Source organism: Aurantiacibacter aquimixticola, from assembly GCF_003605475.1.
GTDB classification, from domain to species: domain Bacteria; phylum Pseudomonadota; class Alphaproteobacteria; order Sphingomonadales; family Sphingomonadaceae; genus Alteraurantiacibacter; species Alteraurantiacibacter aquimixticola_B.
On sequence record NZ_RAHX01000001.1, the window covers coordinates 1,647,686 to 1,657,014 of the forward strand.

Genomic DNA, 9,329 nt, shown 5'->3' on the forward strand with positions numbered 1-9,329 from the left:
CGCGCCCGCTGGTCAAGTCCGCGTGCATGCGGCATGACCGCGCGTCATGAAACGCAAGGATTATGACAGACTGATCGAGCCGCTCGAGCATGAGCTTGTGGCGATGGCGCGCTGGGCGCGGACGACGGGCGAGCGCATCTGCGTGCTGTTCGAAGGTCGCGATACGGCGGGCAAGGGTGGGACGATCAAGGCCATTTCCGGCCGTCTCAATCCGCGACAGTGCCGCGTGGTCGCGCTGCCCAAGCCGAGCGATGTCGAGCGCACGCAATGGTATTTCCAGCGCTATGTTCCGCACCTGCCAGCCGCAGGCGAAATCGTGCTGTTCGACCGCAGCTGGTACAACCGCGCCGGTGTCGAGCGAGTCATGGGATTTGCCGATCAGCCTCAGGTCGAGAAGTTCCTGCGCGAGGCGCCTGCATTCGAGCGGCTCTTGATCGATGACGGCATCCGCCTGTTCAAATACTGGCTCTCCGCCGATCAGGCGCATCAGGAAGAACGCTTTGCCGAGCGGCTGGAAGATCCGCTCAAGCGCTGGAAGCTCTCGCCCATCGACGTCGCCAGCCGCACCAGGTTTGCCGAATATTCCGCCGCGCGCGAAGCGATGTTCGAAGCGACGCATACCGACCATGCTCCCTGGACGGTGGTCGACTTCAACGATCAGAAGCACGGTCGCCTGACGCTGATCCGCAACCTGCTCGACCGCCTGCCGGACACCGATGTTCCGCCCGAACCGATCGCGTGGCCCGAACTGGATCACCCGCCGCTGGACGAGGAGTTCCGCCTCCTGCAACCCATCGCACCTTTCCCGCTGGAGGAGTGACGCTGGGCAGCATCCTGCATTTTCGCCGACCGAAGAGGTCGCGCGGTCGGGGTCGGCGGCGAGGATGGAACTGGCCTGCGATTGCAGCTGCCATTCTTCTCGCCATCTGGGCCGCGCAGCGCTTCGGTCTGGGCGACGGGACCTGGGACGAGGTCGCGCAATCCTTCCCGGTGTGCGCCGAGCAATGGCGCGATGCCGGTTGCGTGATCGACGGCGACACCATCGCCATCGGCGAGCGGCGCATCAGGCTTGTCGGCTATGACGCGCCCGAGCTCGACGGAGAGTGCGAGGCCGAACGCACTGCCGCCGCGCGCGCCCGTACGGAGCTGGCCGAATGGCTCAGCAGCCGACCGTTCGAACTGGATGGCGGCGCCGATCCCCCGCGTGACCGATACGGGCGCGAGTTGCGCAGCGTTCGCCGCGATGGCCGCGATGTGGCCGACCACATGATCGCCCGGGGACTTGCGCATCAGGACCGCTGGGGCTTCGCTTCCGATTGGGGCGAGCAATCCTGGTGCTAGAGCGCGAAGGGGCGCTGGGCGAGGATCTCGGCCTCGCGATCGCGCGGACCGGTTAGCGCCAGCGCCGCGTCGCGATCCGTCAGCAGCGCCTCGATATCCGCGCGGCACGCGAACAGGGCGAGCGTCAGCCAGCGGCCGACATGGTCGATCCCCTTTTCTTCTCCCGCCTGGCTCATATCGGCGAGGTCGAGCCGGTCGATCACCGCATGGGCCGGCTGGAGATACTCCTCCGTCACCCATTGATTGGTCGCGATCCAGTGAGTCGGCAGCCCGTCCGTATCGAAGCACAGCGCCGCGATGTGGACCACCTTCGCCGCGCCTTCCTTCGCCGGGCCGGCCAGCGGCTCCAAGCCGTCGAACGCGCCGAGCGGCAGGAACAGGTGGAAGTGCCCGTGCTCGCCTTCACTACGCTCCTCCGGAGGATGCGCGTGGTAGAACCAGCGCGCCTTCGTGTCGGGGTCGATCGCATCGCCTTCGGGATAGTGCTCCCATTGGCGGTACTCGGCAGGATCGGCGGGCAGGACGCGCTCGATCAGCGCCCTGCCCTCCTCTGCCATCGACGCGCTGAGGTCTACCAGCTCGGCGATGGCCGCGTCGCGGTTACTCGGCAGCGGCACAGCAGCCGGCATAGTCCCCGTCTTCGGCGGCAGCGCAGCAGCCGGTCTTGTCCTCGGCCGCGGCGCAGCATCCCGAGGCGTAGGCCGAGCACGAGCCGCTGGCGGCACAGCAGGCACGGCACGCACCGCAGGCGGCGAGCGCGGGTGCGGCGAGGGCGAGGCCGCCGGCGACCTTCAGGTATTTGGCGATGTTCTTGGCAGGCATGGGTACGTCTCCTCTAGCTAGGGTACCGCAGGGGCGTTCGCTCCGGCGGGGCAATCGGTTACTCCGCCGCCATGTCACCGCCTGCATCCTCGGCCATCTCGCCTTCCGGGACGGTGGTCATCTCGGTTTCGGGCAGGTCGACCGGGACCGCATCGGGATCCTGCTCGCGCACCTGCAGCTCCGTATCCTCGCCAGCGGCCTCCACGCCGGCTTCGTAGTCCGTGTCCTCCTGCGCGCCGGAGCATGCGGCAAGCGCGAGGGCCAGCACGGCGGGGGCGATCAGCTTGGTGGCTTTCATGGGTCTGTCTCCTTCGGGTCGATGCTCCATGAATGCGCGCAGCACCCGCAGCGTTCCGCCTTTGCCAAGCGCGGCGAACCGCGATAGCCTGCCCAAAGACCACAGACAGGGGCGCGCATCATGGCCGAGACGACACCACCACCACCGCAGGGCCAGGAGGCCAAGGGGGTCACGCTGATGCGCCCCGTCATCGTGGCGCTGCTCTACCTCCTCAATCTCGTGCTCGGCTTCTCAGCCATCGTCGGCCTCGTGCTCGCCTATGTCTGGCGGGCGGACGAGGACACGACCGCGTGGGAGCGCACGCACTACGTCTACCTCATCCGCACCTTCTGGATCGGGCTCATCGTCATGGTGGCCGCCGTCATCGTCCTGCTCTCTCTGGCGATCGGCATCGATGCGAGCTCGGACACGCGCGGAGCCGATGCCGGGATCACGATCGCCATGGTGCTGCTCGTCCTGTTCGCGCTCTTCATGCTGGCCTGGTATTGCATCCGCTGCATCCTCTCGCTGGTGAAGGCGGGGGAGCGGAGGCCCATGCCGAACCCGCGCACCTGGCTGTTCTGACCGGCGAGCGGCGACGGCAGGGTGACAGCGGGGGTGTGACAGGTGGCACAGTGTCCTGGAGCAAAAACCGCAAACCGTAACCCTGGCCGGGCCAAACCGTGACCTTGCGCGCAAAAGCGTGACCTTGCGGCGGGAAAGTGTGACCTTTCGCCGCGAATGCGTGACCTTTTCCCACCGCCAAGTGGAACCCGCCGAGACGGCAAAGTGTCACCTTGCGAAGGCCGATCTGTCACCCTCTCGCTATGATCTGCAATGCTCATGAGACAGGAACTGCCACGGCGCGCACGATGTAGGAAAGCCCACTCGCCAGCGGCGGCCCGGCATGGCAGGATGCGCGCCATGAGAAATCTTCCCGTCGCCATAGCCGCGCTCGCCCTTCCGCTGACATCCTGCACTACCACGCCCGAGCCCCTCACCCTGGTGCCCGAGCAGCAGGCCTTCTGGGATGCGCTCTCCAGCCATTGCGGCCCGAATGGTGAAGGTAGGGCCTATGCGGGCACGCTGGTGAGCGAGGATGCGCGCGATGCGGACTGGGCGGGCAAGGCAATGGTGGCGCACTGGGCGGAGTGCTCGAGCGAGCGGATCGCCATCGCCTTTCATGTCGAGGATGAACCCATACCGCCCTCAAGTAGCGAAGCGGTAGGGCGACAAGCATCCTGGAACAGAAGCCGCACCTGGCTGGTGAGCAAGGAATGGCAGACCGACGGCCATATCGGCGGCGAGACTTACGAACTGCGCCTCGACCACGATCACCGCCACGAGGATGGCGAGCGGGACGCGGTGACCGGCTATGGCGGCATCGCCACATCGAAAGGCACGGCGCGCGGGCAAGACTTCCCCGTGCATGCAGACGCGCTCGCCGTGTTCGCGCGCGAGGGGCTGGACGCCTCCACCACCAATGTCTGGCGCATGGAAGTCGACCCGGCGAGCGACCCGAACGCGCGCTTCGCCTACCAGCTGACGCGCGAGAACGACCCTACGCGGTTGTTCCGCGTGGAATTCGACGCCAGCACGCCCGTCGCACCGCCGCCGCCTGCGTGGGGTTGGTGACACCCCCTTCGTCGTCCCGGCAAAGAAGCCTGACCTCTCACCATTCGTCATTCCCGCGAAGGCGAGGAGTCGATGACGAGCGCAGCACAATACAGATAGGGTCGGTCGACCTATATCGAGAAGGCAGCTGGATCCCCGCCCGCGCGGGTATGACGCGGAGGGAGCGGCGGCAGCCCAAACGCCAGCGGCCGCCCTTTTGACAGGGCGGCCGCCGAATAGCGCCGTTTCAGGCGCGGTGTGTCAGAGCGGGCTTACTTCTTGTGTTCGCCCTGCTGGCCACTCTTATGGTCGCCCTTCTGATCACGGCCCTTGCCCTTTTCGTCAGCCTGCGGGGGCTTCTGGCCACCCTGCTGCTGCTGCTTGTCGGCACCGGGTTTCTTTTCGTTATTGTCCATGACAATTTCCTCGGGTTGCAGCGCGGAAAATACCGCCTGCACCCTATCAACGGACGAGCGAGGACAATGGCCCGGACTTTGCGATGAGTGGAGTGGGTTGGGGCTGATTATGCGCTGGGTGGAGTGGAAGCGTTTGCGCGCCACCTTTAACCGCTCTCGCAAGCGGAGCGCAGTTCAGACGGTGCTGTCTGGTTTTCGGAAGAAGCGGGTGGTTCATCCGTCAAACGCGCATCGGCTGTCCGATGCGGTCCGACATCACGGGAGGCTGTCGCCGCCCGCCAGAGGGGCCCGGTCCACAGAGGTGAAGATAACGCGCGGCGGGCGGGTGGAAAGCAAAATCGGCATGGTTTTCCCAAACGATTTGAGAGAACTGTCACTGTCTACCGCAATCATTCAATCGTTCTTTTGATAATGGCGAGTGAGCAGCACGGCGATCGGTGAAGTAGCTTTGGGGTTCACAAATCTCTTACTTTCTCGTGGACAGCGAAAGGCCCAAATAATGCTCGGCAGTGAGCGAATAAATGCCACACCTAAAATCGCAATGGAAATGATTGCCGGATCAGTCATTGGACTTTCGCGCCTTCATTTCCGCCAGACGTTTCATCAGCCTATCTGCGCGTTCGGGATTTGTCCTCAGTAATTCCGGAATTGCTCTCTTCGTTTGCTCAATTTTTATTTCGTGAAGATCGATATTCCAAACAGCACGAACTATCGTACCCATAGCCAAAAATATGCCGGTGTCTGCGTCGGGATGTCGCGAGAATTGCTCACCTGGCTCAGTTTGGCTCGAAATCTGCCAGCTACCATGCTGATCTTGCCACAAAAGCCACGATGGATTGGACCAGTCCAAACCTTCCATCGCGCTTTTGATTTCGCTGAACGCCTTGAGGCCCATAAATTGGTCCTCTTCGATTTTTCGCGCAAATTCGTAAATATCTTCCGCTAGATCAAATTCCGGTCGACCGGCTTCTAGGTCTTTTAATAGATCCTCCGGTTTATTTGCAAATAACTCCTTGTCGGTATCTGAGCTGACGTTCCAAAGTCGAACCTGTTTGCCTAACTCAAGATCGAGTAGGCTCTTCTTTGTTTCGACCGCAGCGAGGATACTATACGGCTGAAGATTGGTAGACAGACCAACCCTGACACCAGTCTGTATGATGTCGGAAATAGCTTTTAACGCCGCGATATTTAAGCCGATGGCCTGAAGCTTGCCGAAGATCGCCGCAATTGTTGCCTGGATCGGATGAAATTTTTTATGGCTGCCGCTTCCATGGCCGCCGCTCGAGGGAACCAAAATCTCATTCCGCAACCAAAAGGCGAGAGTGTGGGAGCTGACGCCACTTATCTCAGCTATTTGACCTCTCGAAAGGAGGAGACTTCTCGACCAGACGTGCGACATATCTTATGCTGATAAAAGCACATCGCACCTTTGTAAAGAACCATCGCGCTTTTACTCCGCCGCCACGCTCCCCGCGCCACCACTCTCCCCAAACATATCCGGACCCTCGTCCTCGGCCTCTTCCTCGTTCGCGGCCTTGGCGTTCTGGCGCTTGTCGAAGCTCGACCAGACGTCGTTCCAGTTGCCGGTCGTGGCGGCCTTGGAATATTCGGTGGCGCGGGTTTCGAAGAAGTTGGCGTGCTCCACGCCGTTCAGCAGCGGGGTGAGCCAGGGCAGGGGGTGGTCTTCGACCATGTAGATGCTCGGCAGGCCCAGCTGGCTCAGGCGCCAGTCGGCGATGTAGCGGATGTAGCGCTTGATTTCCTTCGCCGTCATGCCGGGCACGGGGCCCTGCTCGAAGGCGAGATCGATGAAGGCGTCTTCCAGCCGCACCGTCTTCTGGCACATGTCCATGATGTCTTCCTTCACCGACTTGGTCAGGCAGTCGCGCTCCTGACAGAAGGCGTGGAAGAGGCGGGTGATGCCTTCGCAATGCAGGCTCTCGTCGCGCACGGACCAGCTGACGATCTGCCCCATGCCCTTCATCTTGTTGAAGCGCGGGAAGTTCATCAGCATGGCGAAGCTGGCGAAGAGCTGCAGCCCCTCTGTAAAGCCCCCGAACATCGCCAGCGTGCGGGCGATATCCTCGTCATTGTCGACGCCGAATTCCTGCAGGTAATCGTGCTTGTCCTTCATCTCCTCATATTCGAGGAACATGCCGTATTCGCTTTCGGGCATGCCGATCGTGTCGAGCAAATGGGAATAGGCGGCGATGTGCACCGTCTCCATGTTGGAGAAGGCGGCGAGCATCATCTTGACCTCGGTCGGCTTGAACACGCGGCCGTATTTTTCGTGGTAGCAATCCTGCACCTCGACATCGGCCTGGGTGAAGAAGCGGAAGATCTGCGTGAGCAGGTTGCGCTCGTGATCGGTGAGGTTCTGCGCCCAGTCGCGGCAGTCCTCGCCCAGCGGCACTTCCTCCGGCATCCAGTGGACCTGCTGCTGGCGTTTCCAGAACTCGTAGGCCCACGGATATTCAAAGGGCTTGTAGGTCTTGCGGGCTTCAAGGAGGGACATGCGAATTCTCCGGCAGGCGTGAAATCAATATATGGTGGAGGACTAGTCGGTTTGGCGGGCTTCCAACAGCGACATCTTGTGTTTCCTCTGGCTCGTGCGAACAACCCATATAGAGAATCACGGGCGCGATTCGATAGCAAGCATGGACTTTGGGTCGGGGATAAGCGGTGGATTGCCGTGCGTGCTTTGGGGCAGGTGCGCGGACCCTCGCGGAACGTGCGGGCGGTGCGGGTCGTTGATTGGGCGACACCACGCCAGAAACGGAGCCGATCATGGCCGAATACGAACCCGACGACAGCCGCAAGGTCACGCACAGCAAGAAGCCCGACGCCAGCGGCCTTGTCGCCACCGGCGCGCGCGAGGACGAAGCGCGCAAGCGGGCCAAGGGCAAGCGCCCCGATCTCGAGGACAATCCCGATGCGGACCTTGTCGAACGTGCGATCGACGGCGGCACGCTGACGAGCGGCGGCAGGCTTTCTGATGACGGTTAAGCGCGGCGGCGAGCTTCCCTCGCGCGAGCAGCAGCGGAACCGCCCCGCCGCCGCGCCGACGCCGATGGACCAGATGCAGCAGGAAGGCGTGCGCTCGCCAGAGGACGAGGCGCAGGACCATGCGGATTATGGCGGCGGCAAAGGCAAGGCACCCGGCAAAGGCCATGCGCCCGACAAGGGCGAAGCGCCCGATACCGGTGATGCCGCGACGGGCCGCGGCTATGGCGGGCGGTCAGATTCCGAAGGCGCTGAGTAACGTCACGCTCAGCAGGAACACGAAGATCGCGCCCCCTACGAAGAGCAGCGCCTCTTCCCATCCGAATGGTGCGTCCTCTTCGCGCTTGAGCGTCGGATCGGGAAACATCCGCTCAAGAATTATGTCGACCAAGAGCTTGCCCCACATGCCGACGAGAAATGCGTGTAAAAGCTCAAGCTGGAAATACAGGTGGGCGATCGCGAAACCCACAACGCCGCCAGTCCCTATCGCAAGGATATTCTGAAACCATCGCCGCCTGATCAGCGGGCGGTCTTCCAAGGCGGTATGGCTTTGTGGCACGCGGCGATCATGCCAACCCCGGCTCACGCTTGCAAATTCAGCCTTCGCTTCTGTTCACCCGGCGGGAGATTTCCAGCGCGATCAGGATCGGCGTCGCCCACAGCCAGGTCAGCAGCGCGGCCTCGCGCCAGCCGCCGCCATCGCTCGGCAAGTGGGGCGAGCAGGCATACACTTCGACCAGGTCCGAAGGCTGGCAGCTCGACGGCCAGTAGGCGACCGAATACAGATAGAAGCCCAGCACGAACCACCCGGCCTGCGCCACATACAGCACGAAGTAGCGCGAGACGCCGACATCACCGTGCCCGTGATGCGTCGGAAAGCGTTTGAGACCCTTGCTTGCCATGGGCGCTGCGTAGCCCGGAAATGGTTAGAAAAGCCTTACCTTTTGGACTTTCGGGGCGCTTCGCGGCGGTGCCGGAACCGGGAGCGGGGACGCGGGTTGATATCACACAGGGCAGGAAGCGCGGCCATCCCGCCGCCCCGCCCGCCGAGGTTTCTGCCGCTCCGCAAGGAACGGCAGCAATAGGAGCCCGGCCCTCGCCGAAGCCTCAAGGAGGCTGGCGAGGCCGGGCTTCACTTTTGTTGGCACGGCAAGTCGCAGCTTCGCGACCTTCGCCCTATCCGCGTTTGCGCGATTTCGATCCGAATGCGCTGCCCCCGCCCAGCACCGTCACGCCGAGGAAAAAGCCGAAATCGTACCAGCCGCCCGAATTGGGCACGGCGTAAACGGCGATGTCGGACGAAAAGAGCGAGCCGATCCAGGCGAACGGAAAGATAAATCCGTGCCATAGCCCCCACCAGAATCCGGGGGCGGAAGCGGCATCGGACACGCCCGCATCGATCTGGCTGGCGCAGGCGGAGAGCAACAGCACCAGTCCGAGGGCGCAGGCAAGGCGGCTAAACGGCATCCTGGGCAATCTCCTCATCATTGCTGGCGTGATCCTGCACGATATCGAGCGCATCGGCCATCGCAAGGATCAGCGCAAGGACGAGCAGCGCGGTCGCAACTTGCCGCAACCGCCTGCAGTTCGGCGTCTGCCCACGCTTCCTGCCCTGCGAATAGAGCGCGATGCCAACGACCAGCAGGGCGATGACAATTGCCGTGCTAGTGCTCACCCTTTCTGCAATATCAGGACGACGGTCGTCAGCATGAGCAAGGCCGCGCCCATCAGCATAAAGCGCGAGCCTGCATGCTTATCGCCCGATTTGATGAGCAGCGCCCCGCGCGTCACCGAAATCAGCGCGGCGATGGCAAGGATGGCGACGGCGACGACGCGGAAGGTTTCATTGTCCAAAG

At 62.8% G+C, this 9,329-nt stretch carries 18 protein-coding genes; 6 read left to right on the top strand and 12 right to left on the bottom strand.

Annotated elements, in window-relative coordinates:
- Positions 1-46: 46 nt before the first annotated feature.
- Together ppk2 and D6201_RS08260 are read left to right on the top strand one after the other, a co-directional pair.
- Positions 47-820, top strand: coding sequence for a polyphosphate kinase 2 (gene ppk2 / locus D6201_RS08255; RefSeq protein WP_120048354.1), 774 nt, complete (start codon positions 47-49; stop codon positions 818-820).
- Complete coding sequence (locus D6201_RS08260; RefSeq protein ID WP_165853521.1) at positions 817-1,341, top strand: thermonuclease family protein; 525 nt, start codon at positions 817-819, stop codon at positions 1,339-1,341. Before ppk2 ends, D6201_RS08260 begins: the two co-directional genes overlap by 4 nt.
- On the opposite strand, the gene D6201_RS08265 is transcribed toward D6201_RS08260, so the two are convergent.
- The 3 genes from D6201_RS08265 to D6201_RS08275 are packed head-to-tail and all read right to left on the bottom strand — an operon-like array spanning position 1,338 to position 2,461.
- Positions 1,338-1,970, bottom strand: coding sequence for a DUF6969 family protein (locus D6201_RS08265; protein WP_133303977.1), 633 nt, complete (start codon positions 1,968-1,970; stop codon positions 1,338-1,340). The genes D6201_RS08260 and D6201_RS08265 overlap by 4 nt on opposite strands.
- Positions 1,942-2,163, bottom strand: a complete 222-nt coding sequence (locus D6201_RS08270; protein WP_120048357.1) for a hypothetical protein — start codon at positions 2,161-2,163, stop codon at positions 1,942-1,944. The genes D6201_RS08265 and D6201_RS08270 overlap by 29 nt, the downstream gene beginning before the upstream one ends.
- Positions 2,164-2,221: 58 nt before the next feature.
- Positions 2,222-2,461 carry a hypothetical protein gene (locus D6201_RS08275; protein ID WP_120048358.1) on the bottom strand — a complete coding sequence of 80 codons (240 nt, stop codon included), beginning with the start codon at positions 2,459-2,461 and terminating at the stop codon, positions 2,222-2,224.
- A 120-nt stretch (positions 2,462-2,581) separates the two neighbouring features.
- On the opposite strand from D6201_RS08275, the gene D6201_RS08280 reads away from it, so the two are divergent.
- Entirely contained in the window at positions 2,582-3,025 is a 444-nt protein-coding gene (locus D6201_RS08280) for a DUF4870 family protein (protein ID WP_120048359.1), read from the top strand.
- 339 nt (positions 3,026-3,364) lie between these two features.
- Positions 3,365-4,075 (top strand): hypothetical protein, encoded by a 711-nt coding sequence (locus D6201_RS08285; RefSeq protein WP_120049301.1) that lies wholly within the window; start codon positions 3,365-3,367, stop codon positions 4,073-4,075.
- Between the two features lie 251 nt (positions 4,076-4,326).
- Here the strand turns inward: D6201_RS08285 and D6201_RS12945 are convergent, their stop codons facing one another.
- From D6201_RS12945 to D6201_RS08300, 4 genes are all read right to left on the bottom strand, one after another.
- A complete protein-coding gene (locus D6201_RS12945; RefSeq protein ID WP_165853522.1) occupies positions 4,327-4,470 on the bottom strand; it encodes a hypothetical protein in 144 nt (47 codons plus the stop codon).
- Positions 4,471-4,863: 393 nt separating this feature from the next.
- Positions 4,864-5,037 (bottom strand): hypothetical protein, encoded by a 174-nt coding sequence (locus tag D6201_RS12950; RefSeq protein ID WP_165853523.1) that lies wholly within the window; start codon positions 5,035-5,037, stop codon positions 4,864-4,866.
- Positions 5,030-5,869: a MerR family transcriptional regulator gene (locus D6201_RS08295; protein WP_120048361.1), complete on the bottom strand. Its 840-nt coding sequence runs from the start codon at positions 5,867-5,869 to the stop codon at positions 5,030-5,032. The genes D6201_RS12950 and D6201_RS08295 overlap by 8 nt, the downstream gene beginning before the upstream one ends.
- A 51-nt stretch (positions 5,870-5,920) precedes the next feature.
- Positions 5,921-6,985, bottom strand: coding sequence for a ribonucleotide-diphosphate reductase subunit beta (locus D6201_RS08300; protein WP_120048362.1), 1,065 nt, complete (start codon positions 6,983-6,985; stop codon positions 5,921-5,923).
- A gap of 272 nt (positions 6,986-7,257) precedes the next feature.
- On the opposite strand from D6201_RS08300, the gene D6201_RS08305 reads away from it, so the two are divergent.
- Together D6201_RS08305 and D6201_RS08310 are read left to right on the top strand one after the other, a co-directional pair.
- A complete protein-coding gene (locus D6201_RS08305; RefSeq protein WP_133303978.1) occupies positions 7,258-7,476 on the top strand; it encodes a hypothetical protein in 219 nt (72 codons plus the stop codon).
- Entirely contained in the window at positions 7,466-7,732 is a 267-nt protein-coding gene (locus tag D6201_RS08310) for a hypothetical protein (protein WP_120048364.1), read from the top strand. The genes D6201_RS08305 and D6201_RS08310 overlap by 11 nt, the downstream gene beginning before the upstream one ends.
- Here the strand turns inward: D6201_RS08310 and D6201_RS08315 are convergent.
- The 5 genes from D6201_RS08315 to D6201_RS08335 form a co-directional block, all read right to left on the bottom strand.
- Entirely contained in the window at positions 7,709-8,032 is a 324-nt protein-coding gene (locus D6201_RS08315) for a hypothetical protein (RefSeq protein WP_120048365.1), read from the bottom strand. The genes D6201_RS08310 and D6201_RS08315 overlap by 24 nt on opposite strands.
- 37 nt (positions 8,033-8,069) lie before the next feature.
- The gene (locus D6201_RS08320; protein WP_120048366.1) at positions 8,070-8,375 is read right to left on the bottom strand and encodes a hypothetical protein; all 306 of its coding nucleotides are present in this window, start codon (positions 8,373-8,375) and stop codon (positions 8,070-8,072) included.
- 274 nt (positions 8,376-8,649) lie between these two features.
- Positions 8,650-8,940: a hypothetical protein gene (locus D6201_RS08325; RefSeq protein WP_120048367.1), complete on the bottom strand. Its 291-nt coding sequence runs from the start codon at positions 8,938-8,940 to the stop codon at positions 8,650-8,652.
- Positions 8,930-9,148 carry a hypothetical protein gene (locus D6201_RS08330; protein ID WP_120048368.1) on the bottom strand — a complete coding sequence of 73 codons (219 nt, stop codon included), beginning with the start codon at positions 9,146-9,148 and terminating at the stop codon, positions 8,930-8,932. The genes D6201_RS08325 and D6201_RS08330 overlap by 11 nt, the downstream gene beginning before the upstream one ends.
- A complete protein-coding gene (locus D6201_RS08335; RefSeq protein ID WP_120048369.1) occupies positions 9,145-9,327 on the bottom strand; it encodes a hypothetical protein in 183 nt (60 codons plus the stop codon). Before D6201_RS08335 ends, D6201_RS08330 begins: the two co-directional genes overlap by 4 nt.
- Between the last annotated feature and the right edge of the window lie 2 nt (positions 9,328-9,329).

Coding starts and splice junctions, on each gene's coding strand:
- D6201_RS08285 (WP_120049301.1), top strand. CDS start 3,365: ATGAGAAATCTTCCCGTCGCCATAGCCGCGCTCGCCCTTCCGCTGACA.
- D6201_RS12945 (WP_165853522.1), bottom strand. CDS start 4,470: ATGGACAATAACGAAAAGAAACCCGGTGCCGACAAGCAGCAGCAGCAG.
- D6201_RS08275 (WP_120048358.1), bottom strand. CDS start 2,461: ATGAAAGCCACCAAGCTGATCGCCCCCGCCGTGCTGGCCCTCGCGCTT.
- D6201_RS08300 (WP_120048362.1), bottom strand. CDS start 6,985: ATGTCCCTCCTTGAAGCCCGCAAGACCTACAAGCCCTTTGAATATCCG.
- D6201_RS08295 (WP_120048361.1), bottom strand. CDS start 5,869: ATGTCGCACGTCTGGTCGAGAAGTCTCCTCCTTTCGAGAGGTCAAATA.
- D6201_RS08265 (WP_133303977.1), bottom strand. CDS start 1,970: ATGCCGGCTGCTGTGCCGCTGCCGAGTAACCGCGACGCGGCCATCGCC.
- D6201_RS08310 (WP_120048364.1), top strand. CDS start 7,466: ATGACGGTTAAGCGCGGCGGCGAGCTTCCCTCGCGCGAGCAGCAGCGG.
- D6201_RS08320 (WP_120048366.1), bottom strand. CDS start 8,375: ATGGCAAGCAAGGGTCTCAAACGCTTTCCGACGCATCACGGGCACGGT.
- ppk2 (WP_120048354.1), top strand. CDS start 47: ATGAAACGCAAGGATTATGACAGACTGATCGAGCCGCTCGAGCATGAG.
- D6201_RS12950 (WP_165853523.1), bottom strand. CDS start 5,037: ATGACTGATCCGGCAATCATTTCCATTGCGATTTTAGGTGTGGCATTT.
- D6201_RS08270 (WP_120048357.1), bottom strand. CDS start 2,163: ATGCCTGCCAAGAACATCGCCAAATACCTGAAGGTCGCCGGCGGCCTC.
- D6201_RS08280 (WP_120048359.1), top strand. CDS start 2,582: ATGGCCGAGACGACACCACCACCACCGCAGGGCCAGGAGGCCAAGGGG.
- D6201_RS08305 (WP_133303978.1), top strand. CDS start 7,258: ATGGCCGAATACGAACCCGACGACAGCCGCAAGGTCACGCACAGCAAG.
- D6201_RS08325 (WP_120048367.1), bottom strand. CDS start 8,940: ATGCCGTTTAGCCGCCTTGCCTGCGCCCTCGGACTGGTGCTGTTGCTC.